The following is a 26488-nucleotide window of genomic DNA, read 5'->3' as shown; positions in this document are numbered from 1 at the left end:
GGGCGGATGCTGGAGAGGTACACGTCTTCGAAGGAGCACGCGTGATCGACAAGAACTGGGCCACAGCCGCCGAGGCCGTCGCCGACATCCCCGACGGGGCCTCGATCGCGGTCGGCGGCTTCGGACTCTCCGGCAACCCGATCGCGCTCATCGAGGCGCTGCTCGCGCAGGGTACGAAGGAGCTCAGCGTCGTGAGCAACAACTGCGGCGTCGACGACTGGGGCCTCGGCGTCCTCCTGGCGGCGCGGCGCATCCGCAAGATGACCTCCTCGTACGTCGGGGAGAACCGGGAGTTCGAACGGCAGTTCCTCTCCGGGGAGCTGGAGCTCGAGCTCACCCCGCAGGGCACGCTCGCCGAGAAGCTGCGCGCGGGCGGTTCGGGCATCGCCGCGTTCTACACGCAGACGGGCGTCGGCACTCAGGTCGCCGAGGGCGGATTGCCCCGCCTCTACGCCTCGGACGGGTCGATCGCCGTCGCTTCGCCGGTCAAGGACGTGCGGACCTTCGAGATCGACGGCGCGCCCCGCGAGTTCGTGCTCGAAGAGGCGATCAGGACTGACTTCTCGCTGGTGCACGCCGCGGCGGGCGACCGTCACGGCAATCTGGTCTTCAACAAGGCCGCCCGCAACTTCAACCCGCTCGCCGCGATGGCGGGGCGGGTGTGCATCGCCCAGGTCGAGCGACTGGTCGAGCCGGGCGAGCTGGACCCCGATCGCATCCATCTCCCCGGGGTGTACGTGCACCGCGTCGTCGAGGTCGGCACCGACATCCCCAAGCGCATCGAGCGACGCACGGTCGCCGCGGAAGGAGCCTGACATGGCACTCAGCAGAGAGCAGATGGCCGCGCGCGCCGCCGCCGAGCTGCAGGACGGCTCCTACGTGAACCTCGGCATCGGCCTGCCGACGCTGGTCCCCAACTTCGTCCCCGAGGGCGTCATCGTCGTCCTGCAGTCCGAGAACGGGATCCTCGGCGTGGGGCCGTATCCGCGCGAGGAGGAGGTCGACCCCGACCTGATCAACGCGGGCAAGGAGACGGTCACCACGCTTCCCGGCGCGGCGTTCTTCGACTCGGCCGCGAGCTTCGGGATGATCCGCGGTGGCAAGATCGACGCGGCGATCCTCGGCGCCATGCAGGTGTCGGCGTCGGGAGATCTCGCGAACTGGATGATCCCGGGCAAGATGGTGAAGGGCCCGGGCGGCGCGATGGACCTGGTGCACGGAGCCGCCCGCGTGATCGTGCTGATGGAGCACGTCGCCAAGGACGGCTCGGCGAAGCTCGTGAACGACTGCTCTCTGCCGCTCACCGGCCGCGGCGTCGTCGACCGGATCATCACCGACCTGGCGGTGATCGACGTGACGGATGCGGGCCTGGTCCTGGTCGAGACCGCGCCGGGAGTCACCGCCGCCGACGTCATCGCCGCCACCGAACCCGTTTTGATCCTCACGAAGGAGTGAACCCATGACCGACATCGTCATCGTCGCCGCCGCCCGTACGCCCCAGGGGCGCCTGAAAGGTCAGCTCGCGTCGTTCACGGCTCCGCAGCTCGGATCGTTCGCGATTCGCGGCGCTCTGGAGCAGGCCCGGATCGACCCGGCCGAGGTGGACGCGGTCATCGTCGGCCAGGTCCTCGCGGCCGGGTCAGGGCAGAACGCCGCCCGTCAGGCGGCGATCGGGGCCGGGATCGGCTGGGATGTGCCCGCGCACTCCGTGAACAAGGTCTGTCTCTCGGGGCTGACCGCGATCATCGATGCCGCGAGGATGATCCGCACCGGTGACGCGGAGGTCGTCGTCGCCGCCGGGATGGAGTCCATGACCCGCGCCCCGCACATGCTGATGGGCTCGCGTGACGGCTGGACCTACGGCAGCGTCGAGGTGCTCGATCACATGGCGTTCGACGGACTCACCGATGCCTACGACAGGGAGAGCATGGGCGCCTCCACCGAGCGGCACAACGCGAGGTACGAGCTCACGAGAGAGGCGCAGGACACCGTGGCCGCGCTGTCTCACCAGAGGGCCGCCGCCGCGCAGGGCGCTGGTGTGTTCGACGCGGAGATCGTCGCCGTCGAGGTGCCTCAGCGCCGTGGACCTGCCGTGCAGGTGACGGCGGATGAGGGCATCCGCCCCGACACCACCGTCGAATCCCTCGCGGGTCTTCGCCCCGCCTTCGCCGAGGGCGGCTCGATCACCGCGGGAAACTCGTCGCAGATCTCCGACGGTGCGTCGGCGGTCGTGGTGACCACCCGCGCCAACGCCGAGTCCAAGGGCTGGCACGTGCTGGTCACCGTCGGGGCGAGCGGTCAGACCGCAGGGCCGGACAACTCGCTGCAGGCGCAGCCGGCGCGCGCGATCGAGCGCGCCTGCGAGAAGCAGGGGATCACGCCGTCGGAGCTCGATCTCGTGGAGATCAACGAGGCCTTCGGAGCGGTCGTCGCCCGCTCGCAGCAGGAGCTGGGCCTCGACAGCGACATCGTGAACATTCACGGCGGGGGCATCGCGATCGGTCACCCGATCGGCGCCTCGGGTACACGCCTGGTCGTGCACGCCGCGCATGAACTCGCCCGGCGTGGGCACGGCACGGCCGCGGTCGGGCTGTGCGGAGGCGGGGGACAGGGAGAAGCCCTCATCCTCACGAGGTGAGGGACGTTCCGGCCTCGTCGTCTCGTCGGTCGGCGAGGGCCGTGCGGTCGATCAGCGCTTGAGCGCCTTCGCCGCGGCCTTCTCCGCCTTCTTGGCGCGCTTCGCCTGCGTCGACGCCAGCGGCGAGTCGGGGGCGACGATGTCGCCGCGCTCGTCGCGTCTGGTGTCGATCACGGCGCCGATGGCCAAGGCCAGGGTGATGCCCCAGCTCACCCACGCGAGCACCGCGCGCCAGGTGATCGGCGCCTCTCGAGTGCCGCGGAGCAGCGAGATCCCCGCGGAGATCGCGGCGAACAGTCCCGTGCTGAACAGGTAGCGCATACCTCTACGCTACCCCCGCGAGACCCATGCCGAGGCGAGCGATGCCCTCGCGTATGCGATCGGGAGCATACGTCGTGAACGACAGCCGCATCGCCCGGGCGTCGGCAGGCCCGGCGTAGAACGGCGCTCCGGGGACGAAAGCCACGTCATGACGGAGGGCGTGCGCGAGGGCTGCGGTGGCGTCCATTCCCTCGGGGAGTCGCGCCCACACGAACATGCCCCCGTCTGGGCTGTTCCAGGAACTGCCCGCCGGGAGCGCTGTCGCGAGAGCGTCGAGCATCGCGTCCCGTCGATCGGCGTAGGCCGCGCGGATCCGCGCGAGGGCGGCATCGCTTCGACCCGACGCCAGGTAGTGCGCCGCGGCGGCCTGATCGATGGTCGACGTGTGCAGATCCGCGGCCTGCTTCGCGATCGTCACGGTGGGGCGGATGTCAGCGGTCGTGCGAACCCAGCCGATGCGCAGTCCGGGTGCGATGACCTTCGAGAAGCTGCCGAGGCTCAGCACATGATCGGGTGCGAAGGTCGCGAGCGAGGGGAGCGGGTCTCCGGAGTACCGCAGCTGCCGGTACGGCTCGTCCTCGATGATGCGGAATCCGTGGCGGATCGCGGCATCCGCGATCCGCTGTCTGGCGGCGAGGCCGTGGGTCCGCCCCGTGGGGTTCTGGAACGTCGGCACCGTGTAGAAGAACTTCGGGGCATGCGCCGAGGCGAGGGCATCGAGGGCGTCGAGGTCGAGCTCGTCTCCGAGATAGGGGACGCCGACCACGCGTGCTCCCGCGAGAGCGAAGGTCTGCAGCGCGGCGAGATAGCAGGGCTCCTCGACGAGGATCACGTCGCCCGGGTCGAGCAGAGCCGTGGAGAGGAGTCCGAGGCCCTGCTGAGAACCGGTCGTGATGATCAGGTCACCGGCATCCGTCGGGAGACCGTCGGCCGTGTACTGCCCGGCGACGATCTCGCGCAGAGCGTGATTGCCCTCCGACGTCGAGTACTGCAGCACAGTCGGTGCGCCGAGGGCCTCGTCGAAGGACGCGCGGATGCCGTCGAGGTCGAAGAGCTCCGGTGCGGGCAGCCCCCCGGCGAAGGAGATGACCTCGGGGCGTTCGGTGAGCGCGAGCAGATCCCGGACAGGGGAGGTCTTCGCGGATCCGGCGCGCTCGGAGCGGCGGGGCAGCGCGACGAGCGTCTCTGGACGGGGCATGGGACCTCCTGGGTGCGCGGGTGACGACCACCCTACTGCGCCGCGGGATCTGCCGGATTCTCCATGACGCGGTATCCTGGAGGGGCTGCGGTCCGCCGCAGTCGCACCCGTGTATCTACCGGCCGTCGGCTCTCCGACGGACAGCGGCGGCACCCCACCCCGCGTCCTCTGGGCGCGCGAGAGCCATGACACACACGCACTCCTCCGCAGAGCCCACCCTGCTCCGCATCGCCGGTCTTCCCTACTTCCTCATCGCGTTCATCGCGCGTCTCCCGTTCGCGATGATGGTGGTCGGCGTCCTGACCGTCGTCGTCTCCGCGCGCGGATCGCTGTCGCTCGGCGGCCTCACCTCCGCGGCCGTCGGCCTCGGCACCGCGTGCTTCGGCCCGCTCCTGGGCGCCGCGGCCGACCGATTCGGTCAGCGCGCGGTGCTCACGCTGCTCGCGGTCGCGAACGCGGCGATGCTGGTGCTGTTCACCGTCGTCGTCTACGGGGCCGCCGCCGACCCGTTCGTGCTCCTGAGCGCCTTCGGCATCGGCGCGACGGCACCGCAGGTCGCGCCGCTGTCACGCTCGCGTCTCGTCACCATGATCACCGATCGGATGCCGGAGGTCGGCCGCTCCCGCACGATCTCAGGGACGATGGCGTACGAGTCCGCCGCCGACGAGACCGTGTTCGTGTTCGGTCCCTTCCTCGTCGGCATCCTGGCCTCCGCCATCGCCCCGTGGGCGCCTCTGGTCGTCGCCGCCGGACTCACCGTGCTCTTCGTCGGCGCGTTCGCCCTGCATCCGAGCGCACGCGCGGTCTCCCTGCACCGCGACGCCGACGGCAGAGCGCCGTCTGCCGTGTCCGAGCTCTTCCGGCCGCAGCTCCTCATCGTCGTGCTGGGCATCCTCGGCGTCGGCATCTTCTTCGGCACCATGCTGACCGCGCTCACGTCGTTCATGGCCGACCGCGACGCGCCGGAGCAGGCCGGTCTGCTCTACGGCGTCATGGGCGTCGGCTCCGCCGTGCTCGCGCTCGGCGTCGCCTGGCTGCCCCCGCGCTTCTCGATGCGCGCGCGGTGGCTGGTCTTCGCCGGCATCCTGCTGGCGGGGACCCTGCTGCTGCCGTTCGTCGACTCGCCAGCGGCGATGATGGTCGCCCTCGCGATCATGGGCGTCGGCATCGGCCCCACGCTCGTGACGCAGTACAGCTTCGGCGCGGCGCGCAGCCCGCTCGGCCGTTCGGCCACCGTCATGACGATGCTCGGCTCAGGAGTGGTGGTCGGACAGTCGATCGGCGCGGCGGTCGCCGGGGAGCTCGCGGAGAGCGTCGGCACGTCCGCGGCGCTGGTGCTGCCGATCGTCGCCGCTCTCGTCACGTTCGCGGCGGGCCTGCTCAACTGGCGGCTCAGCGCGATCCGACCCGCCGCTGCCGCCACGGCGTAGTCGACCTCGATAGCCTGGGGACACCGAACCGCTCGTGTGAGGAGACCCATCATGGCCGTCGCAGATTTCGTCGTCGTCGCCAACCGCCTTCCGGTCGACCGGATCGAGGGACCCGACGGCGAGGAGGAATGGCGGACCTCGCCCGGCGGCCTCGTCGCCGCTCTGGAGCCGATGATGCGCAGCGCCCACGGAGCGTGGGTGGGCTGGCCGGGACAGGCCGACCTCGAGCTCGCACCCTTCGAGATCGGCGGCATCGACCTGATCCCCGTCACGCTGAGCGCCCAGGAGGTCGCCGAGTACTACGAGGGGTTCTCGAACGACACGATCTGGCCGCTGTACCACGACGTGATCGCCCCGCCCCAGTACCACCGCGAGTGGTGGGACGCCTACGTCACGGTGAATCGCCGCTTCGCCGAGGCCGCGGCATCCGCCGTGTCGGAGAACGGGACGGTCTGGGTGCACGACTACCAGCTGCAGCTCGTTCCGCAGTTCGTGCGTGAGCTGCGCCCCGATGTGACGATCGGCTACTTCCATCACATCCCGTTCCCGGCTCACGGGCTGTACGCGCAGCTGCCCTGGCGGGATCAGGTGCTCCGCGGGCTGCTGGGCGCCGATGTGATCGGGTTCCAGCGCGCGCAGGACGCGACGTACTTCCTCACCGCCGTGCGGCGCCGCCTGCGGTACGAGGTCAAGGGCTCCGCCGTGGCCGTGCCCAGTGCGCCGGGGGAGACGCGCACAGCGGTCGCGAAGGCGTTCCCCATCTCGATCGACACGACGCCCTACCTCGAGCTCGCCGCGCGTCCTGACGTGCAGGCGCGGGCCGCCGAGATCAGGGAGAGCCTCGGCAATCCGGCGCGCATCTTCCTCGGGGTCGACCGCCTCGACTACACCAAGGGCATCAGACACCGGATCAAGGCGTACGGCGAGCTCCTCGCCGAGGGTCGGCTGCACGTCGAGGACGTGACGCTGGTCCAGGTCGCGAGCCCCAGCCGCGAGCGCGTGGACGCCTACGTCCACCTCAGGGATGAGATCGAGCTCGCGGTGAGCCGCATCAACGGCGACACCGACACGATGGGCCACACGGCGATCCGCTACCTCCACCAGGGCTACCCCAGGGAGGAGATGGTCGCGCTGTACCTCGCCGCCGACGTCATGCTGGTCACCGCGCTGCGAGACGGGATGAACCTCGTGGCGAAGGAGTACATCGCGACGAGGGCCGACAACCGGGGCGTGCTCGTGCTGAGCGAGTTCACCGGCGCTGCCGACGAGCTTCGCCAGGCGGTGCGGGTGAACCCCCACGACATCGAGGGACTGAAGGACGCGATCATGCAGGCGGTGGAGATGACGCCGCGCGAACAGGGGAGACGGATGCGGGCGCTGCGTCGCCGTGTTCTGGAGAACGACGTGAACGCGTGGTCGTCGTCGTTCCTCCGGGCCCTCGCCGAGGTGCATGGGCGCTGAGACCGGCGGCCATACTGGAAGGGCACCCTTCCCCCCGATCGGAGATCTCGTGACCCGCAGCTGGACGCCAGGAACGACGGATGCCGCGCTCAGCGCGATCGCAGCCACCCCTCGACTCGTGGTCGCCCTCGACTTCGACGGCACGGCGTCGCCGTTCGTGCTCGACCCGATGGCCGCGCGCGCGATTCCGGAGGTCGCCGCGCAGATGGAGCGTCTGAGCGCGATGCCCGACACGGTGGTGGCGTACGTCTCCGGGCGCAGCATGCACGATCTCCGCGAGATCACCGAGCACACCGACGAGTCCCCGGTCGCCCTCGCCGGGTCGCACGGCGCCCAGTACTGGTACCCCGGCTCGGGCGAGTCCGATGTCGAGTCCGCGGCCGCGGAGGAGGACGGCACGAAGGAGGAGCTGTGGGAGGCCGCGCGTCCGATCATCGATCGGTTCGACGGCGCCGAGCTCGAGCCCAAGACCTTCGGGATGGGCGTGCACACCAGAGCCGCGACGCCCGAGGTGGAGCGCGAGCTGTTCGCCGAGATCGACGCTCTCGTCGCGGAGCGGTTCCCGCACTGGAGGCGCCGCAAGGGCCACCACGTGCTCGAGTTCTCGTCGCGCCTCGAGGGCAAGGACGCCGCGATGACTGCTCTGCGCGAGCGCTACGACGCCACCGGCATCCTCTTCGCCGGCGATGACGTCACCGACGAGGACGCCATGCGCGTGCTCGTCGACGGCGATCTCGGCGTGCGAGTGGGCGAGGGTGAGACAGCAGCCGGGCTCCGTGTGCGCAACCCACAAGAGATCGCCCAGCTTCTGGAGGCACTGGCGGACGAACGCGCGGCGCGACGGGAATAGACTTCCGTCATGACCTCGCTTGATCCCGAGTCTCCCGCGCCCATCGACATCAAACCCCGCAGCCGTGTCGTCACCGACGGCATCGAGGCCACGACCTCCCGAGGCATGCTCCGTGCCGTCGGCATGGGCGACGCCGACTGGGACAAGCCGCAGATCGGCATCGCGTCCAGCTGGAACGAGATCACCCCCTGCAACCTGAGCCTCGACCGCCTGGCGCAGGGCGCCAAGGAGGGCGTGCACTCCGGGGGCGGCTATCCGCTCCAGTTCGGCACGATCTCGGTGTCCGACGGCATCTCGATGGGGCACGAGGGCATGCACTTCTCGCTCGTGTCGCGTGAGGTCATCGCCGATTCGGTCGAGACCGTCATGATGGCGGAGCGCCTCGACGGCTCCGTGCTGCTCGCCGGCTGCGACAAGTCGATCCCCGGCATGCTGATGGCCAGCGCCCGTCTCGACCTCTCCAGCGTCTTCCTCTACGCCGGCTCCATCGCGCCGGGCTGGGTGAAGCTGTCGGACGGCACCGAGAAGGACGTCACGATCATCGACTCGTTCGAGGCCGTCGGCGCGTGCCGTGCGGGGCTCATGAGCGAAGAGGACCTCAAGCGCATCGAATGCGCGATCGCCCCCGGTGAGGGCGCGTGCGGCGGCATGTACACCGCGAACACGATGGCGTCGGTCGCCGAGGCCCTCGGTCTCAGCCTTCCCGGTTCGGCCGCTCCGCCCGCGGCTGACCGCCGCCGCGACTACTTCGCCCACCGCTCGGGGGAGGCCGTCGTGAACCTGCTCCGTCAGGGCATCACGACCCGCGACATCCTCACCAAGGAGGCGTTCGAGAACGCGATCGCGCTGGCGATGGCCCTCGGCGGCTCGACCAACGTGGTGCTGCACCTGCTCGCCATCGCGCGCGAGGCGGAGGTCGAGCTGAGCCTGCACGACTTCAACCGCATCGGCGACCGCGTCCCGCACGTGGCCGACATGAAGCCCTTCGGCAAGTACGTCATGAACGACGTCGACCGGCACGGCGGTATCCCCGTGATCATGAAGGCGATGCTCGACGAGGGGCTGCTGCACGGCGACGCGCTCACCGTGACCGGCAAGACGCTGGCCGAGAACCTCGCGGAGCTCGATCCCATGCCGATCGACGGCGAGGTCATCCACACCTTCGACAACCCGATCCACGCGACCGGCGGCCTGACGATCCTGCACGGATCGCTCGCACCCGAGGGCGCCGTCGTGAAGACGGCCGGCTTCGACGCCGCAGTCTTCGAGGGCACCGCGCGCGTCTTCGAACGTGAGCGGGCGGCGATGGATGCCGTGGCGAACGGCGAGATCGAGAAGAACACCGTCATCGTGATCCGCTACGAAGGCCCCAAGGGCGGACCCGGGATGCGCGAGATGCTCGCGATCACCGCGGCCATCAAGGGCGCGGGGCTCGGAAAAGATGTACTACTCTTGACGGACGGACGATTCTCAGGCGGCACAACCGGCCTGTGCATCGGCCACATAGCACCCGAAGCGGTGGACGCAGGTCCCATCGCCTTCGTGCGCGATGGTGATCTGATACGGGTCGATATCGCAGCTCGCTCTCTCGACCTACTCGTCGACGAGGCGGAGCTCGCCTCCCGCCGCTCTGGCTGGGAGCCGCTTCCCCCGCGCTATACCCGTGGCGTACTTGCCAAGTATTCGCGTCTCGTGCGGTCCGCCGCCGAGGGCGCGACGACCGGCTGAATCGCGTCGGCTGCCCCCGGCATCCGACGTCGCCCACAGACCACCAGAAGGAAGTCCCATGACCACTGACTCCGTCTCGGCCGTGCCGAGGCCTCCGGCCCAGAACACTGCGGCTCCCGTGCTCACCGGAGCGCAGGCGCTCGTCCGCTCGCTCGAGCTCATCGGCGTGACCGATGTGTTCGGCATCCCCGGCGGGGCGATCATGGAGGTATACGACCCCCTGCTCGACTCCACCGAGCTGCGCCACATCCTCGTGCGTCACGAGCAGGGCGGCGGGCACGCCGCCGAGGGCTACGCGACCGCGTCGGGGCGCGTCGGCGTCACGATCGCCACCTCCGGCCCCGGAGCGACGAACCTCGTCACCGCGATCGCCGACGCCTACATGGACTCGATCCCGATCGTCGCGATCACGGGACAGGTGTTCTCCACTCTCATGGGCACCGACGCCTTCCAGGAGGCCGACATCGTCGGCATCACGATGCCGGTGACCAAGCACTCGATCCTCGTGAAGGACGTCGCCGAGATCCCCGGCGCGGTCGCCGCCGCGTTCGAGATCGCCTCGACCGGTCGCCCCGGTCCCGTGCTGGTCGACATCACCAAGGACGCTCAGCAGGCCAAGGCGCCGTTCATCTGGCCGCCGAAGATCGACCTGCCCGGATACCGCCCGGTGACGAAGGCCCACGGCAAGCAGATCCAGGCCGCGGCCGCGATGCTGGCCGAGTCCAAGAAGCCCGTGCTGTACGTGGGCGGCGGCGTCATCCGCGGCCGCGCCTCGGCGGAGCTGAAGAGTCTCGCCGAGCTCACGGGCGCCCCCGTCGTGACCACGCTGATGGCGCGAGGGGCGTTCCCCGACTCGCACCCGCAGCACCTCGGGATGCCCGGCATGCACGGCACCGTGCCGGCCGTGCTCGCGCTGCAGGAGTCCGACCTCATCGTCGCGCTCGGCGCGCGCTTCGACGACCGCGTGACCGGCAAGGCCGCGCTCTTCGCGCCCAACGCGAAGGTCGTGCACGTCGACATCGACCCCGCCGAGATCTCGAAGATCCGCACGGCCGATGTGCCGATCGTCGGCGATGTGCGCGACGTGCTCGTCGACCTCGAGACCGCCTTCCGCGGTGCGACGGCGCAGACCACGCCCGACATCGAGGAGTGGTGGTCCTACCTCGACGGCCTCCGCAAGGAGTTCCCGCTCGGGTTCCAGCCGACGACCGACGGACACCTCTCGCCGCAGCACGTGATCCAGCGGATCGGCGAGCTCACCGGCCCCGAGGCCGTGTACGCGGCCGGCGTCGGCCAGCACCAGATGTGGGCGGCGCAGTTCATCAAGTACGAGCGTCCGAACTCCTGGCTGAACTCGGGAGGCGCAGGCACCATGGGCTACTCGGTGCCCGCCGCGATGGGCGCGAAGGTCGCCGAGCCGCACCGGGTGGTGTGGTCGATCGACGGCGACGGATGCTTCCAGATGACGAACCAGGAGCTCGCCACCTGCGCGATCAACAACATCCCGATCAAGGTCGCGATCATCAACAACTCCTCGCTCGGCATGGTGCGCCAGTGGCAGACGCTGTTCTACGACGGACGCCACTCCAACACCGACCTGAACACGGGCCACGGCACCGTCCGCATCCCCGACTTCGTCAAGCTCGCCGAGGCGTACGGCTGCCTCGGCATCCGAGTGGAGAAGGAGGAGGACGTGGATGCCGCCATCCAGCTCGCCCTCGACACGAACGACCGCCCCGTGGTGATCGACTTCGTGGTGTCGGCTGACGCGATGGTGTGGCCGATGGTTCCGCAGGGCGTGAGCAACAGCTACGTCCAGTACGCCCGCGAACACGCGCCTTCCTTCGACGAGGAGATCTGACCATGTCGACTCACGTGCTGAGCCTGCTGGTGGAGAACACCCCCGGCCTGCTGACCCGTGTCGCGGGGCTCTTCGCCCGACGCGGCTTCAACATCGACTCGCTCGCGGTGGGGGTGACCGAGGTGCCGGGGATCTCCCGCATCACGGTCGTCGTCGACGTGGACGAGCTCCCGCTCGAGCAGGTCACCAAGCAGCTCAACAAGCTGATCAACGTGATCAAGATCGTCGAGCTCGATTTCGCCACCTCCGTGCAGCGCGAGCACATGCTCGTGAAGGTGCGCACGGACAACACCACCCGATCGAACGTGATCGAGGTCGTGAACCTCTTCCGCGCCTCGGTCGTCGACTACGCCGCCGACGCGCTGGTGATCGAGGTCACGGGCGACAAGGGCAAGGTCGATGCGATGCTGCGGGCGCTCGAGCCCTTCGGCATCAAGGAGATCGCGCAGTCCGGTCTCCTCGCCATCGGCCGGGGCGGCAAGAGCATCACCGAGCGCGTCCTGCGCGGCTGAGCACCTACAAGACCTTCGCCGTTCGTTGAGCGAGCGAAGCGAGACGAAACGCAACTATCAAGGAGAAAGAAACAAGTGAGCACCGAGATCTTCTACGACGCAGACGCCGACCTGTCCATCATCCAGGGCAAGAAGGTCGCGATCGTCGGCTACGGCTCGCAGGGTCACGCCCATGCGCAGAACCTGCGCGACTCGGGTGTCGAGGTCGCGATCGCCCTCAAGGAGGGCTCGAAGTCCGCGCCCAAGGCTGAGGAGGCCGGCTTCGCGGTCAAGTCCGTTGCTGAGGCGACCCAGTGGGCCGACCTGATCATGATCCTCGCTCCCGACCAGCACCAGCGCGGCATCTACAGCGAGTCGATCGCGCCGAACCTCGCCGCGGGCAAGACCCTCGCCTTCGCGCACGGCTTCAACATCCGCTTCGGCTACATCGAGGCGCCCGAGGGCGTCGATGTGATCCTGGTCGCCCCGAAGGCGCCCGGTCACACGGTCCGTCGCGAGTTCGTCGCCGGCCGCGGCATCCCGGACATCATCGCCGTCGAGCGCGACGCCTCCGGCACCGCGTGGGCCACGGCTCTCTCGTACGCGAAGGCGATCGGAGGCACCCGCGCCGGTGTCATCAAGACGACCTTCACCGAGGAGACCGAGACCGACCTGTTCGGCGAGCAGGCCGTGCTCTGCGGTGGCGTCAGCCACCTCGTGCAGGCCGGCTTCGAGACCCTCACCGAGGCGGGCTACCAGCCGCAGATCGCCTACTTCGAGGTGCTCCACGAGCTGAAGCTGATCGTCGACCTCATGTGGGAGGGCGGCATCGCCAAGCAGCGCTGGTCGGTCTCCGACACGGCGGAGTACGGCGACTACGTCTCCGGCCCGCGCATCGTGACCCCCGAGGTCAAGGAGTCGATGAAGGCCGTGCTCGCGGACATCCAGTCGGGTGCCTTCGCGAAGCGCTTCATCGACGACCAGGACAACGGCGGTCAGGAGTTCCTTGCGCTTCGCGCCAAGGAGGAGACGCACCCCATCGAGGCGACCGGCAAGGAGCTTCGCGCTCTCTTCGCCTGGAAGCAGCAGGACGAGGACTACGTCGACGGCAGCGCTGCGCGCTGACGACGAGCATCGTGAGAGGGCGCCCCTTCGGGGGCGCCCTTTTTCGTGCTCAGAGCCTTAGACATCCGATGTCTGACGCTAAGATGAGGGTATGCGACAGGACTGGTTCGACCACGCCCGTTTCGGGATGTTCGTGCATTTCGGCCTCTACAGCGCTGCCGCGCGACACGAATGGGTGCAGAATCGCGAACGGCTGACGGATGCCGAGTACCGGACCTACTTCGACCACTTCGACCCCGATCTCTTCGACGCGCGCGCGATCGCCCGGCGGGCGAAGGAGACGGGGATGGGGTACGTCGTTCTGACCACCAAGCACCACGACGGATTCTGCCTGTGGGACTCTGCACTGACCGACTTCACCTCGGCCACCGCCGTCTCGCGCGATCTCGTGCGGGAGTTCGTCGACGCCATGCGGGGCGAGGGGCTCAAGGTCGGGCTCTACCACTCGCTGATCGACTGGCATCACCCCGACTTCACGATCGACTGGAACCATCCCCGTCGGGATGACCCCGATGCAGCGGCCCTCAACGCGGGCCGCGACATGTCGAGGTACCGCGACCATCTGCATGGGCAGATCCGCGAGCTGCTCACCGGCTACGGCGACATCGACTACCTGTTCTTCGACTTCACGTATCCGGAGGAGAAGCAGGGGTGGCTGGGCAAGGGCCCTCAGGACTGGGACGCCGAGGCGCTGCTCGCGATGTGCCGCGAGCTCCAGCCGGGGATGCTGGTGAACGACCGACTCGGCATCCCCGCGGACTTCGTCACGCCCGAGCAGTACCAACCCACCTCGCCCCTCATGAGGGACGACCGGCCCGTGGTGTGGGAGGCGTGTCAGACCCTGAACGGCTCATGGGGCTACGACCGCGACAACACCGATCAGAAGTCCGCGCAGCTGCTCGTGCAGATGCTCGTCGACTCGGTGTCGATGGACGGAAACATGCTCCTCAATATCGGTCCTGACGGCCGCGGCGCCGTCGTACCGCGGGATGCGGCGACCCTGTCGGAGATCGGGGAGTGGATGCGCCTGCACCGTGGCTCCGTGGTCGGCGCCGGGCACGCCCCGTTCGCCCCGCCCCGTGAGGGCGTGTACACGCAGCGAGGGGACCGCCTGTATCTGCATCTGCTCGCCTGGCCGCTCGGCTTCGTGCATCTCCCCGGACTCGCGGGGAAGGTCTCCTATGCGCGCCTGCTGAGCGACGGATCCTGGCTGCGCACGTCCGTCTCGGATCCCGACCAGCGCGCCTCGCACATGACTCCGGCGGGGGAGGCGGAGGGAACGCTCACCGTGCACCTCCCGGTCCGCAGGCCGGACGTGGTGCTCCCCGTGATCGAGTTGGTTCTGACGGGGGAATAGCGCCGCTCAGGCGACCGGCAGCTCGAGGTCGTCGAGGGCGAGCCTGGCCGCTCCGTGCAGGATCGCGTCGGCGCCGGTCGCGGCTGCCTCGATGCGCAGGCGCTGCGTCGCGAGCGGGTGGCAGGCCTCGTAGACGCGGCTGCGCACGGCGGCGATGAACGGCTCCGATGCGCTCATGCTCCCGGTGAGGAACACCGCGTTCGGGTTGAAGAAGTTGACGACGCCGGACAGAGCCTGCCCGAGGTGCGTGCCCGCCGTCCGCACCAGCATGGTCGCCTCCGGGTCGGAGTCGCGCGCCAGCGCGAGCACGTCGGCCGTCGTGGTCACCTCGGTGCGTCCGCGCTCTCGCATCTGCCTGACCAGGCTGGCGCCGCTCGCCACCGTCTCGAGGCACCCCGTGTTCCCGCACGAGCAGGGGATGTCCCCGCTCCCGTCGATGCGCGTGTGGGTGATGTCTCCTGCCGCGCCGGTGGCGCCGCGGTGCACGTGCCCCTCGACGATCACCCCGCTGCCGATCGCGGTGCCCGCCTTCACAGTGATGCTGTGCTGCGTGTAGCCGAGCTGCAGGCGATGCTCGCCGAGCGCCGCCAGATTGGCGTCGTTGTCGACGGCGACCGGCACGCCGAAGGCCTCCCGCAGATGCTCGCCGACCCGGAACCCCGGCCATCCCGGCATCCGGGACGGCTGTTCGACGGATCCAGACTCGATGTCGACCGGACCGGGAAGGCTCACCCCGATCGCGCGGAGGGTCGAGCCGTCCGCAAGCTCCCGGAAGACCGCGGCTACCGTCGCGAGCGTCGCCTGCGGTCCGTCCGTCAGGTCGATGCGTGTCGTCCGCACCTCCTGGAGGTGGCCGTCGAGACCGTGGCGCCCGATGCGCGCGTGCCCGCCGCCGAGGTCGGCGGACAGCACGATCCCACCCTCTTCGGCCACACGGAGCACACGAGGTCGTCGGCCGCCGCGGGAGACGCCGTCTCCCGCCTCCTCGAGCATCCCGGCATCCAGCAGCGCCTGGACGCGGAGGCCGATGGTGGAGGCGGCGATGCCGAGTCGAGCGGCGAGCTCGCTGCGGGAGCGCGCCTCCCCGCGGGCGACGAGGTCGAGAATGCGTCGCGAGTGGAGATCCTCGGCAGAGCGATCGGCGGTACGGGGCATGTCGTTCCTTCGTCGGCGAATCTCGTCAGGCTACCGGTGTCGGGTCGTGATCTCGGTCATGACGCGGAAGGTCAAGGATCTATAAACATCGGATGTTCCGCTTGCGGCGGCCCGTGAAGTATGACACGGTAACTTCATACGAAATCCTACTAGGTTGCTTCGACCCGCGAAGCAACCTTCCCGATCCGCTAGGAGTCATTCAATGAAGAAGATGCGTATGGGAGCCGTCGTCGCCGTCGCCGGCGTCGCAGTCGCCATGACGGGCTGCGCCGGAACGACCGGCTCGACCGGCTCCGGTTCGGACGACACGATCGTCGTCGACATGTGGGCAGGTTCCGCCGATGACACCAAGGCGCTCGAGGCGCAGATCAAGGTCGCGCAGGAGCAGAACCCCGACCTCAAGATCGAGCTGCGCACGGCGCCCTGGGGTGACTTCTTCACGAAGCTCACCACCAACATGGCGTCCGGCAACATGGCCTGCATCACCGGCATGAACAGCGGGATGCTCTCCAGCTACACCGACGGCTTCGCCACGCTCACCGCCGCCGACCTCAAGGCGGCCGGCCTCGCCGAGAGCGACTTCGCACCCGGTGCGACCGAGATCCTGAAGAACAAGGGCGAGCTCTACGGCCTGCCGTTCGACGTCGCGACGATGCTCGTCTACTACAACGCCGATCAGCTGACCGCCGCCGGCGCTGAGACCCCCGCCGCGGGCTGGACCTTCGAGGACTTCGAGAAGACGGCCAAGGCAGCGACCACCGGGGGCAAGTCCGGGTTCGCCGTGGGCATGGGCGACTTCCAGTGGCAGGCGCTGCCGATCGCCAAGTCCGGCCTGCAGCCGGTGACGGAGGACGGCACCCTGCAGCTCACCGACAAGAAGTTCGTCGAGGCGTCGACCTGGTACGCCGGCCTCGTCACCGATCAGAAGGTCGCTCTCCCGGTCGCATCGGCATCCGACACCGGCTGGGGCGAGAACCAGTACTCCAGCGGCAACGCGGCCATGGCCGTCGACGGCACCTGGAACGCGGTCAGCTACCTCAACAACGAGTCCGGCTTCACGGCGGGCATGGCCCCGCTCCCGTCCGAGGGCGGCACCTCGCTGAGCCTCATCCTCGGCTCGGGCTTCGGCATCTCCAAGACCTGCGACAACAAGGACGCCGCGCTCAAGGTGCTCGGCTCCCTGCTGAGCAAGGACGCGCAGGACTACATCGCCTCCTCCGGCCGCAGCTACCCGGCACGCGCCGAGAGCCAGCCGCTCTACTTCGACTCGATCGACGAGAAGTACCGCGAGCAGGTGAAGGAGGTCTTCACCGCGGCCTTCGAGAACGTCCAGGGCCAGTACGTCAGTGACAACTGGGCGAAGGTCGGCACGTACGTCCAGCCGCAGCTGGTCAGCGTGTACAACGGGCAGGAGACGATGGCGAACGTCCTCGACTCCGCTCAGCAGCAGTTCGGCAAGTAAGCAATCCAGGAAGACGAGTGATGACCACCAACGCGCGACGTCGGGGGTCTCTCGCCAAGGCTGAGGGCCGTCAGGCGCTGGGGTTCGCAACCCCGGCCCTGGCGGGCCTCGCCGTGTTCACCGTCGTGCCCGTCGTGCTCTCCATCGTGATGAGCTTCTTCGACTGGCCGACGTTCGGCGAGAAGACCTTCATCGGTATCGACAACTACATCCGACTGTTCACCTCCAGCCCGGACTTCTGGCCGGCGCTGCGGAACACCGCGGTGTTCACGATCCTCTACGTCCCGCTGAACGTGGCACTCTCGCTCGTCCTCGCGATGGCGCTCGGTCCGCGCATCCGCGGACGCGGGGCGCTCCGGGTACTCTTCTTCATCCCGGTCGTGACCCCCATGGTCGCGAACGTGCTGGTGTGGAAGATGCTCCTGCAGCCGCAGGGTCTCTTCAACGGCGTCTCCGAGACCTGGTTCGGCGTGACGCTCCCGAACTTCCTCGCCGACCCGCAGTGGGCCATGATCATGGTCGTCGTGATGAGCGTGTGGCAGGGAGTCGGCTACAACATGCTGATCTTCTCGGCTGCGCTCGAGCAGCTCCCCGAGTCTGTCATGGAGGCGGCCCGGATCGACGGTGCGAGCGGACTGCGCATGCAGCTCAGCGTGGTCATCCCGATGATCTCCCCGGCGATCTTCTTCGCGACCATCATGACCATGATCACCGCACTCCAGGTCTTCGTGCAGCCGCAGCTGCTCACCGGCGGCGGCCCGGGCAACGCGACCCAGCCGCTCGTGCAGTTCATCTACAACCAGGGCTTCAAGTTCCAGGAGCTGGGACTCGCCGCAGCCGGCGCCTGGATCCTCTTCGCCCTCATCATCGTGATCACTGCGCTCCAGTTCGGCGCGCAGAAGAAGTGGGTGCACTATGAGCACTGACCTGTCGACGGCATCCGTCGTCCTCGACGACGACCACGTCGAGACCGAGCGCACCGGACGCACCAAGGCGCCGCTGAGCGGGCCGGAGCGCGTGCGCCTGGTCATCGCGCACGTGCTCGTGTATCTGGCCGCCGCGATCTTCGTGTCGCCCATCGTGTACGCGTTCTTCTCGGCGCTCAAGCCCAACTCCGAGATGTTCACGATGCCTCCGTCGCTGATCGCGTCCGAGGTGCGGTGGACGAACTTCCTCGACGTGTTCGCCTACGGACCGTTCCTCACCTACATCGGGAACTCGTTCTTCGTGGCGATCGCCGGCACCCTGGTGGTGCTGTTCGTCTCGACGACGGCCGGGTACGCGTTCGGGCGCCTGCGCTGGAAGGGGAGGGACGCCGTGTTCGTGCTCTTCCTCGCCACCCTCATGGTGCCGGCGGAGGTCCTCGTCATCCCGATGTTCCAGGTCATGCAGTGGTTCAACTGGGTCGACACCTATCAGGCGCTGATCTTCCCGTTCGCCTTCACCGCGTTCGGCACCTTCCTCATGCGGCAGTTCTTCCGCGGCATCCCCTACGAGCTGGAGGAGGCCGCACGCGTCGACGGTGCGGGTCCGGTCCGCACCTTCGTGCAGATCATCCTTCCGCTGGCGAAGTCCGCCGTGGCCGTGCTGTCGGTGTTCACGTTCCTGTCGTTCTGGAACAGCTATCTGTGGCCGCTGATCGTGACCGTGGACTACAACGCCCACGGCACGCTGCCGGTCGGGCTCGCGAGCTTCTCCGGACTCACCGGCACGCGGTGGGATCTCCAGATGGCCGCGGCGATCATCTCGATGGTCCCGACGACCGTGCTCGTGATCGTGCTGCAGAAGCATCTGGTCAAGGGCATCGCCATGGCCGGGCTCGGCGGCCGTTGACCATGCGCGTGCAGGTAGAGGGGACAGCCCTGCCCATCGCGTCGGCCGACGGCGTGATCGGCATCGACATCGGCGGCACGAAGATCGCCGGCATCGCCGTGGCAGAGGACGGCTCCGTGCTGGCGCGGGGCAGCGTGCCTGCGCCGGCGAGCGTCGGCGGGGCAGCGATGGCGGATGCCGCCGCCGCCCTCGCCCTCGACATCGCCGCCCGCTCCGGCTCTCCGCTGACCGCGGTGGGCGTGGGCGCAGCGGGAGTCATCGATCACGAGACCGGTGTCGTGCGCGCCGCTTCCGCGACCTTCGTCGACTGGGCCGGGTTCCCGCTCGGAGACGAGCTCTCCGCGCGACTCTCCGTGCCGGTGCGCGTCGAGAACGACGTCAACGCGTTCCTCCTCGGCGAAGCGGCGCGCACGGCCCCGGGCGAACGTGATGTGCTCGGCGTGATGCTCGGCACCGGCGTGGGCGGAGCGGTCATCATCGACGGCGCACTGCGCCACGGACCGCACGGCGCCGCGGGGGAGATCGGTCACACGCCCGGGTACAGCGATCTGATGTGCACGTGCGGCCAGATCGGCCATCTCGAGACCCTCGCGTCGGGGACGTCGATCGGGCGGCGCTACGCCGAGCGGATCGGCGCGACGCCGCTGGACGCCCGCCCGGTCGCCGACCGTGCGCGCGGCGGCGATCCCGACGCCATTGCGGTGTTCCGGGCGGCGGGCCGCGCGCTCGCTCTCGCCTGCGCGAGCGCGGCCACCCTTCTCGACCTCCCGTGCGCGATCGTCGGCGGGGGAGTCGCAGAAGCCTGGGACCTCCTGGCGCCGACGATCGCGGAGACCCTGCGGACCGACGCCCCCGTGTCCGGGCTGCCTCTGCGCATCGTCCCCGCGACACTGGGCGGGGATGCCGTGGCACTCGGTGCCATCGAGGCCGTGCGTCGCGCCCTCGTCCCCGCCGACGCACACTGAAGACGACGACACAGACCAAGGAGCAGCACGTGACCGAACGCCCCGAAGCCAGGGACATCTGGATGGGCGCCCTCCCGCCCGTCGCCGACGGAGGTCTCGCGACGCCGCGCATCGGCATCGGCGGGATCTCGATCGAATCGAGCACCTTCTCCCCGCACGTCTCCGGCGACGAGGCGTTCACGATCCGCACGGGCGAGAATCTGCGCGCGTACTACCCGTTCCTCGATGCGGGGCGCGAGCTCGCGGAGGCCGCGGAGTGGATCCCCCTCACCCACGGGCGCTCACTGCCAGGAGGCGCGGTCGATGCGGCGACGTATCGGCGCATGAAGGAGGCGATCGTCGCGGGCATCCGCGAGCAGGGGCCGTTCGACGGCTTCTTCTTCGACATCCACGGCGCGATGAGCGTCGTGGGCATGGACGACGCCGAGGGCGACCTGGCCCTGGCCGTGCGCGAGGCCCTCGGACCCGACACGCTCGTGTCCACCTCGATGGATCTCCACGGGAACGTGTCCGAGACGCTCCGCGATGCGGTCGACCTCCTCACCTGCTACCGCATGGCCCCCCACGAGGACTGGCTGAACACGAAGGAGCGCGCGGTCTGGAATCTGCTGGCGCGACTCCGCGGCGAGCACGGCGCCGACCCGTTGCGTCGTCGCCCGTTCAGCGCCTGGGTCCCCGTTCCGGTCCTGCTCCCCGGCGAGAAGACGAGCACACGCCTCGAGCCCGCCCGCGGCATCTACGCGGAGCTGCCCGGCATCGAGGCCCTCGACGGCGTCGTGGACGCCTCGGTGTGGATCGGCTACGCCTGGGCTGATGAGCCGCGCTGCCAGGCCTACGTGGTGGTCACGGGCGACGACCGGGACCTCATCGCGCGCGAGGCCGAGCGCGTCGCGCGTTCGTTCTGGGATGCACGCGAGGACTTCGTCTTCGTCGCGGAGACCGGTTCGCTCGACGAGGCCCTCGCGAAGGCGCTCGCGCCGGAGGCCCGGCATCCCTATCTGATCTCCGACTCCGGAGACAACCCGACGGCAGGGGGAGCGGGCGACGTGACCTGGACGCTCGCGCAGCTGCTCAGCCGTGCAGAGCTGACCGACGGTTCTCGCACGACCCTCGTGGCCTCGATCTTCGACAGGGACGCGGTCGCGCAAGCCGTCGCGGCGGGAGTCGGCGCCACCGTCACCCTCTCGGCGGGTGCGCGGGTGGATGACGGCCCCCACGGTCCCGTCGAGATCACCGGCTCCGTCTTCTCGATCACCGAGGACGACCACGATGCGGGGACGCAGGTCGTGATCGCGGTCGGCGGACTCCACGCGATCATCACGGAGCGCCGCAAGCCGTTCCATCACCTCGACGACTTCCGCATGCTCGGTCTGGAGCCGACCACGGCGGACATCGTCGTCGTGAAGATCGGCTACCTGGAGCCAGAGCTGTACGACCTCGCCGCCGACTGGACCCTCGCGCTGACCCCCGGCGGCGTGGACCAGGACCTGCTGCGCCTCGGCCACCACCGACTCGCGCCGGGGGTCTTCCCCTTCGACACGTCGGGAGCCCCCGACCTGACCGCCGTCGTCGTGCGACGCGGCGAGGAGATCCGCTGATGATGAACTTCGAGAAGCGCACCGGACCCGACTTCGGCGCCGAGGCCCCCGTCTACCCGACCAACGGCGTTCCCGACTGGTATCGCGACGCGAAGCTCGGCTTCTTCGTGCACTGGGGTCTGTACTCGGTGCCCGCATGGGCCGTGCAGCACGGCGAGGGAGTGGACATCCCCACCGAGGACGCCTACGCCTGGCACCAGTACGCGGAGTGGTACGGCAACACCGTGCGCATCGCGGGCAGCCCGACCTGGGAGCGGCATCAGCGGCTCTACGGACCGGGCACGTCCTACGAGGACCTGGCCGACCTGTGGGACGCCTCCGCCTTCGACGCGGATGCGTTCGTCGGCGAGCTCGTCGACGCGGGGGCGAAGTACGTCGTCCCGACCACCAAGCACCACGAGGGGTTCTGCCTCTGGGGGACAGGGACGACGGGATTCAACGCGGTCGCACGCGGGCCCCGCCGCGACCTGATCGCGGAGTTCCACGACGCGACCCGCAGGGCGGGGGCGAAGTTCGGCGTGTACTACTCGGGGGCGCTGGACTGGCACGTGAGCGACTTCCCGGCCATCGAGTCCGACACCGACCTCTTCCGCTACCGTCGCAACGACGAGCACTTCGCCCGCTACGCCACCGCGCAGCTGGACGAGCTCGTCGAGCGCTTCTCGCCCGACCTCCTGTGGAACGACATCGAGTGGCCGGACGGCGGCAAGGGCCGTGAGGACTACGGCGTCGCCGAGACGCTGTCGCGGTACTTCGCCGCGGTCCCCGGCGGCGTCGTCAACGACCGGTGGGGCGTCCCTTACCACGGCTTCCTCACCCGCGAGTACACCCACATCGACGAGATCATCCCGCAGCCGTGGGAGTCGACCAGGGGACTCGGCTACTCCTTCGGCTACAACAGCGCGGAGGACACGCGCCACACGCTGTCGGGTCCCGACCTCATCCGGATGCTCGTCGACGTGGTGTCGAAGAACGGCAACCTCCTCATCAACGTCGGACCCGACGCGGCAGGACGGATCCCCGAGCTGCAGCGCCAGACCATGCAGCAGCTCGGCGCCTGGCTCCGGGTCAACGGCTCGGCGATCTACGGCACGCGTCCGTGGGTGCGCTTCGGCGAGGCCGCAGGCGCGCCCGTCCGTTACACGCGGTCGGATGCGGGTGTCCATGTGCACGCGCTCGATCCGAGCGCCGGCGAGCTGCCGCTCCCGTCCGAGCTGTCCGCGGGCGAGGCGCGGTGGGCCGACGGGCCCCACGCGGAGGTGATCCGTGCGGCGGACGGCTCCACGAGCGTGCGCATCCCCGACGCCCTGCGCGAGTCCCCGGTGGCCACGGTCACCGTGACGCCATGATGTCCGTTCCCGCCCTCGAGATCGCCGTGCAGGATGCCGCGGGCGCACGGGTCGCGCGGGCGGCGGGCGCCGATCGCGTCGAGCTGTGCCAGGCGCTGAGCGCGACGGGCGGGCTGACGCCGTCGCCTGCGACCGTGGATGCCGTCCTCGCCGCCGTCGGTCGCTCTGATCGGCTCGCGGTGCTCGTCCGTCCGCGCACCGGAGGGTTCGTCTACGACGACGAGGACGTGGCGCTCGTCGCGGCGGATGTCGCCGAGGTCGTGCGCCGGGGTGCCGGTGCGGTGGTCGTCGGCGCGCTGACTCGCGACGGCGGCGTGGACCGTCGCGCGCTCGATCTGTGGAAGAGCGCCGCGGGCACCGCCGAGTTCGTGTTCCATCGGGCGATCGACACCCTGAGCGACCCGAGATCGGTGATCGGAGAGCTCGTCGACTGCGGCGTGGATCGCATCCTCACCAGCGGGGGAGCCGTACGCAGCATCGACGGCGCCGGAGTCCTCGCCGGCCTCGTCGACGAGGCCGCCGGACGCCTGCAGATCATGGCGGGCGGAGGAGTGCGGGTGGAGGACATCGCCGCCCTGCGCGCGTGCGGTGTGCACGCGGTCCACCTCTCCGCCAAGACGTCGTCCGGAGACCTCGCGCCCAGCGGTCCCGGCGGTGGAGGCACCGGCTTCGACATCACAGACGGCGGGATCGTCGCGCGCGCTGCGGCCGCCCTCCACGCGGAACGCTGATCTCGCGGTCGGCGCCGGCCGCGCTGCCCGCGTCGGGCGGGGACGTTCGGCGCCGATCGCCGCGTCTCAGGGGCGCGTGAGCTCCTCGAGCACCTCGACCACGTGTCGATACCCGCGGCCGGTGGCACGGGTCATCCCGATCTCGCACGTGCGGTTCGCCGACACGAAGGCGTCGAAACCGCGCTCCCTCTCGGCGTCGCGCAGCTCTGCGGCCTCGGCCGCCGTGGCGCTGGCGGTGAGCTCGGGATGGAGCATGCCGCGGTCGCCGGCGAACGCGCAGCATCCCCAGCCGTCGGGAACGTAGACGTCCTCGGCGACGGCGGATGCGAGCGCGGTCAGCGCCCCCGTCGCACCGAGCGCGGTGGTGGAGCAGGTCGGATGCACCGCGATCCGGTCGAGCTTCCTCCGCACGTCCAGGCGGGGCAGCACCTCGCGGGCGACGAAGGTCGTCGCGTCCTCGATGACGAGTCCGGCGTACTCGGGGTGCGCGTCCACGCCCTTCGCGAGCATGACGTGCAGGCCCTCCGTGCAGGAGGCGGCGTCGCACACGACGGGAAGGGCGCCCTGCCGGCTCGCGGCCCACAGCGATGCGAGCACGCGCTCGGTCATGCGGTCGTATCCGGCGAGATGCCCCTTCGACTTCCACGGCGTTCCGCAGCACAGGCCCCCGGCGTCGTCGGGGATCACGACGGGGATGCCCGCACGGTCGAGCAGCGCCGATACGGCATCCCTCGATCCTTCCCCGTGCCCCTCGGCGCCGAACATCGTGCCGATGCACGCCCCGAAGAAGACCGCCCTGGCATCGGCGGGCGAGTCCGGACGCGGAGGCGTCGAGCCGCCTCGGGGGAGCCCGGCGTCGTACAGCGGCACGGTGTCGGCGCCGAGCACCGCGCGGCCGACTCGGGTCGCGGCCGTCACGAGAGGCGCGGGCAGGGCATCGGCCACCGTGAGGGCGACGGCGCCGACCTTCGTGACCGTGCCCCAGCTCTTCGCGGCGACGTCCCACAGGCCGTCCTCGATCGTCGAGGCCTGCTCGGCGCGCAGGCGCCGTACGAGATCGCCCGTGTTGATGTCGACGGGGCAGGCGACGCCGCACATGCCGTCGACCGCGCACGTCTGCACGCCCTCGTAGTCGTAGTCGGCGCGCAGCTCGGCCAGGAGCTCGTCATCGCCGCGCTCCTCCGCCCAGGCCATGTCGCGGCGGAGGACGATGCGCTGCCGCGGTGTGAGCGTGATGCTCTTGCTCGGGCATGACGGCTCGCAGTACCCGCACTCCACGCAGCGGTCGACCTCCTTCTCCACCGTCGGCACGCGCTTCAGATCGTGCAGGTAGGAATCGGGGTCGTCGGAGAGCACGACGCCGGGATTGAGGATGCCGGAGGGGTCGAGCAGCCGCTTGACGTCCCACATGAGGTCGGTGAGCTCGTCGCCGTACTGGCGGCGCACGAAGGGCGCCATGATGCGACCGGTGCCGTGCTCCGCCTTCAGGGAGCCCTGCTGCTCCAGCACCAGCTCGACGAGATCGTCGGTGAAGCGGCGGTAGCGGGCGAGGCTCTCCGGATCGTCGAAGCGCTCGTTGAGCAGGAAGTGCACGTTGCCGTCCTTGGCGTGCCCGAAGATGACGGAGTCCTCGTAGCCGTGTGCGGCGAAGAGCTCGATGAGCCGCTCGCAGGTGACGAGGAGACGCTCCACGGGGACGACGATGTCTTCGAGCAGGGCGGTCGTGCCCGAAGGGCGGGCCCCGGCGATCGCGGTGTAGAGGCCCTTGCGCACGTGCCACAGGGCGGCGCGCTCGGCCGCGTCGGTGGTGAGGGTCGCGTCGATCGCGAGCGGGAGCGCGGCGAAGCGTCCGAGGGCCGTCGTCGTGTCCACGGCCAGCGCCTCCGCGTCCTGCGCGTGCACCTCGACGAGGAGGGCGGCGTGGTCGCGCACCTCGATCGACGCGATCGCGGGCGGCACATCGCTGAGCCCCTGTGCGACGCGGAGGGACGCGGCATCCAGCAGCTCGATCGTGGCGAGGCCGAGCGCGGTGAGCCCGGGCAGGGTGGCCATCGCGTCGGAGAGCGTGTCGAAGACGAGGAGTCCCGTCGCGATCGCCGGCTTGATCTCGATCGTCCGGAACCGTGCTTCGGCGACGAAGGCGAGCGTGCCCTCCGAGCCGATGACCAGGTGCTCGAGGATCCGCACGGGGTCGTCGAAGTCGAGCAGCGCGTTGAGCCCGTAGCCCATCGTGTTCTTCATGGAGAACTGCCGACGCACGATCTCGACGTTCTCCCGCGAGTCGAGGAGTCGTCGACGCAGGGCGAGAAGACCGTCGGCGATCTCGGGCTCGGCCGCGCGCAGCCGGTCCTCGGCATCGGGGGCGGCGGTGTCGAGGATCGTGCCGCTGGGCAGGACCAGCAGCAGGGACTCGATCGTCCGGTACGAGTTCTCGACGATGCCGCAGGCCATGCCGCTGGAGTTGTTCGCGACGACTCCGCCGATGGTGCAGGCGATCTCGCTCGCGGGGTCGGGGCCGAGCTTGCGGCCGTACCGTGCCAGTCGGGTGTTGACCTGACGCACGGTCGCCCCTGGTTCGACCCGGACCGAGCGCCCCTCGTCCTCGATCGCGATGGTGCGGAAGCCGCTGCGCGTGTCGACGAGGATGTCGCCGCTCCCGCCCTGGCCCGACAGGCTCGTGCCGCCGGAGCGGAACGTGAGCGTCCGCCCGGCCGCTCGTACGGCATCGAAGGCGCGAGCGACCCCGGCGGCATCGACGGGGGACAGGACCGCATCCGGCACCAGCAGGTAGTGGGAGGCGTCGTGCGCGCGGGCGAAGCGGTCGATCGAGCGGAGGTGCACCGCCGTCGACGGGCCGAGCAGTTCCGGATTCAGGGGTTCGGCGAGCGTGGTGGGCACGGTGCTCCTCGACAGTGCGGGACGGATTGTCTGACAA

22 protein-coding genes are annotated in these 26488 nt (G+C 69.6%); 18 read left to right on the top strand and 4 right to left on the bottom strand.

Features of this window, described 5'->3' with window-relative positions; genetic code table 11:
* Nucleotides 1–41: 41 nt before the first annotated feature.
* Genes LC438_RS10680 through LC438_RS10670 form a run of 3 tightly spaced genes read left to right on the top strand, consistent with a single transcriptional unit; the run spans nucleotide 42 to nucleotide 2638 of the window.
* Nucleotides 42–815 (top strand): CoA transferase subunit A, encoded by a 774-nt coding sequence (locus LC438_RS10680; protein WP_105673267.1) that lies wholly within the window; start codon nucleotides 42–44, stop codon nucleotides 813–815.
* A gap of 1 nt (nucleotide 816) precedes the next feature.
* Entirely contained in the window at nucleotides 817–1455 is a 639-nt protein-coding gene (locus LC438_RS10675; RefSeq protein ID WP_223586539.1) for a 3-oxoacid CoA-transferase subunit B, read from the top strand.
* A gap of 4 nt (nucleotides 1456–1459) precedes the next feature.
* A complete protein-coding gene (locus LC438_RS10670; RefSeq protein ID WP_223586538.1) occupies nucleotides 1460–2638 on the top strand; it encodes an acetyl-CoA C-acetyltransferase in 1179 nt (392 codons plus the stop codon).
* A 51-nt stretch (nucleotides 2639–2689) separates the two neighbouring features.
* Here the strand turns inward: LC438_RS10670 and LC438_RS10665 are convergent, their stop codons facing one another.
* Both LC438_RS10665 and LC438_RS10660 read right to left on the bottom strand, forming a co-directional pair.
* A complete protein-coding gene (locus LC438_RS10665; RefSeq protein ID WP_105673269.1) occupies nucleotides 2690–2959 on the bottom strand; it encodes a hypothetical protein in 270 nt (89 codons plus the stop codon).
* Between the two features lie 4 nt (nucleotides 2960–2963).
* Nucleotides 2964–4157, bottom strand: a complete 1194-nt coding sequence (locus LC438_RS10660) for a PLP-dependent aminotransferase family protein (RefSeq protein ID WP_223586537.1) — start codon at nucleotides 4155–4157, stop codon at nucleotides 2964–2966.
* Nucleotides 4158–4342: 185 nt separating this feature from the next.
* Between LC438_RS10660 and LC438_RS10655 the strand changes: the two genes are divergently transcribed.
* From LC438_RS10655 to LC438_RS10620, 8 genes are all read left to right on the top strand, one after another.
* The gene (locus LC438_RS10655) at nucleotides 4343–5587 is read left to right on the top strand and encodes an MFS transporter (protein WP_223586536.1); all 1245 of its coding nucleotides are present in this window, start codon (nucleotides 4343–4345) and stop codon (nucleotides 5585–5587) included.
* A gap of 51 nt (nucleotides 5588–5638) precedes the next feature.
* Nucleotides 5639–7048, top strand: coding sequence for a trehalose-6-phosphate synthase (locus LC438_RS10650; RefSeq protein ID WP_105673272.1), 1410 nt, complete (start codon nucleotides 5639–5641; stop codon nucleotides 7046–7048).
* Nucleotides 7049–7097: 49 nt separating this feature from the next.
* Nucleotides 7098–7898: a trehalose-phosphatase gene (gene otsB, locus LC438_RS10645; RefSeq protein WP_223586535.1), complete on the top strand. Its 801-nt coding sequence runs from the start codon at nucleotides 7098–7100 to the stop codon at nucleotides 7896–7898.
* Between the two features lie 9 nt (nucleotides 7899–7907).
* Nucleotides 7908–9626, top strand: a complete 1719-nt coding sequence (gene ilvD, locus LC438_RS10640) for a dihydroxy-acid dehydratase (protein ID WP_105673274.1) — start codon at nucleotides 7908–7910, stop codon at nucleotides 9624–9626.
* A 58-nt stretch (nucleotides 9627–9684) separates the two neighbouring features.
* On the top strand, nucleotides 9685–11487 hold the full coding sequence (locus LC438_RS10635; protein WP_105673275.1) for an acetolactate synthase large subunit: 1803 nt from the start codon (nucleotides 9685–9687) through the stop codon (nucleotides 11485–11487).
* A 2-nt stretch (nucleotides 11488–11489) separates the two neighbouring features.
* A complete protein-coding gene (gene ilvN, locus LC438_RS10630) occupies nucleotides 11490–11999 on the top strand; it encodes an acetolactate synthase small subunit (RefSeq protein WP_105673276.1) in 510 nt (169 codons plus the stop codon).
* Nucleotides 12000–12074: 75 nt separating this feature from the next.
* On the top strand, nucleotides 12075–13103 hold the full coding sequence (gene ilvC / locus LC438_RS10625; RefSeq protein WP_105673277.1) for a ketol-acid reductoisomerase: 1029 nt from the start codon (nucleotides 12075–12077) through the stop codon (nucleotides 13101–13103).
* A gap of 91 nt (nucleotides 13104–13194) precedes the next feature.
* A complete protein-coding gene (locus LC438_RS10620; protein WP_223586534.1) occupies nucleotides 13195–14460 on the top strand; it encodes an alpha-L-fucosidase in 1266 nt (421 codons plus the stop codon).
* Between the two features lie 6 nt (nucleotides 14461–14466).
* Here the strand turns inward: LC438_RS10620 and LC438_RS10615 are convergent, their stop codons facing one another.
* Nucleotides 14467–15615 (bottom strand): ROK family transcriptional regulator, encoded by a 1149-nt coding sequence (locus LC438_RS10615; protein WP_105673279.1) that lies wholly within the window; start codon nucleotides 15613–15615, stop codon nucleotides 14467–14469.
* A gap of 202 nt (nucleotides 15616–15817) precedes the next feature.
* Here LC438_RS10615 and LC438_RS10610 point away from each other — a divergent pair, with 202 nt between their 5' ends.
* The 7 genes from LC438_RS10610 to LC438_RS10580 all read left to right on the top strand — a co-directional run bounded on the left by LC438_RS10610 (nucleotide 15818) and on the right by LC438_RS10580 (nucleotide 23553).
* On the top strand, nucleotides 15818–17077 hold the full coding sequence (locus LC438_RS10610; RefSeq protein WP_223586533.1) for an ABC transporter substrate-binding protein: 1260 nt from the start codon (nucleotides 15818–15820) through the stop codon (nucleotides 17075–17077).
* 20 nt (nucleotides 17078–17097) lie between these two features.
* Complete coding sequence (locus LC438_RS10605; RefSeq protein WP_105673280.1) at nucleotides 17098–18003, top strand: carbohydrate ABC transporter permease; 906 nt, start codon at nucleotides 17098–17100, stop codon at nucleotides 18001–18003.
* Nucleotides 17993–18910 (top strand): carbohydrate ABC transporter permease, encoded by a 918-nt coding sequence (locus tag LC438_RS10600; protein ID WP_105673281.1) that lies wholly within the window; start codon nucleotides 17993–17995, stop codon nucleotides 18908–18910. The genes LC438_RS10605 and LC438_RS10600 overlap by 11 nt, the downstream gene beginning before the upstream one ends.
* 2 nt (nucleotides 18911–18912) lie before the next feature.
* Nucleotides 18913–19875 carry an ROK family protein gene (locus tag LC438_RS10595; RefSeq protein ID WP_223586532.1) on the top strand — a complete coding sequence of 321 codons (963 nt, stop codon included), beginning with the start codon at nucleotides 18913–18915 and terminating at the stop codon, nucleotides 19873–19875.
* A gap of 62 nt (nucleotides 19876–19937) precedes the next feature.
* Nucleotides 19938–21473, top strand: coding sequence for a M81 family metallopeptidase (locus LC438_RS10590; RefSeq protein WP_263295086.1), 1536 nt, complete (start codon nucleotides 19938–19940; stop codon nucleotides 21471–21473).
* Nucleotides 21473–22822 (top strand): alpha-L-fucosidase, encoded by a 1350-nt coding sequence (locus LC438_RS10585; RefSeq protein ID WP_223586530.1) that lies wholly within the window; start codon nucleotides 21473–21475, stop codon nucleotides 22820–22822. The genes LC438_RS10590 and LC438_RS10585 overlap by 1 nt, the downstream gene beginning before the upstream one ends.
* On the top strand, nucleotides 22819–23553 hold the full coding sequence (locus LC438_RS10580; protein WP_308116179.1) for a copper homeostasis protein CutC: 735 nt from the start codon (nucleotides 22819–22821) through the stop codon (nucleotides 23551–23553). The genes LC438_RS10585 and LC438_RS10580 overlap by 4 nt, the downstream gene beginning before the upstream one ends.
* Before the next feature lie 66 nt (nucleotides 23554–23619).
* Here the strand turns inward: LC438_RS10580 and LC438_RS10575 are convergent, their stop codons facing one another.
* On the bottom strand, nucleotides 23620–26451 hold the full coding sequence (locus tag LC438_RS10575; RefSeq protein ID WP_223586529.1) for an FAD-binding and (Fe-S)-binding domain-containing protein: 2832 nt from the start codon (nucleotides 26449–26451) through the stop codon (nucleotides 23620–23622).
* Nucleotides 26452–26488: the final 37 nt, after the last annotated feature.

The sequence above is a fragment of the Microbacterium sp. OVT16B genome, assembly GCF_019969705.1.
GTDB lineage: Bacteria > Actinomycetota > Actinomycetes > Actinomycetales > Microbacteriaceae > Microbacterium > Microbacterium natoriense.
The sequence above is the reverse complement of the archived record's forward strand: the minus strand, read 5'-3'. Positions and strand labels throughout refer to the sequence as shown.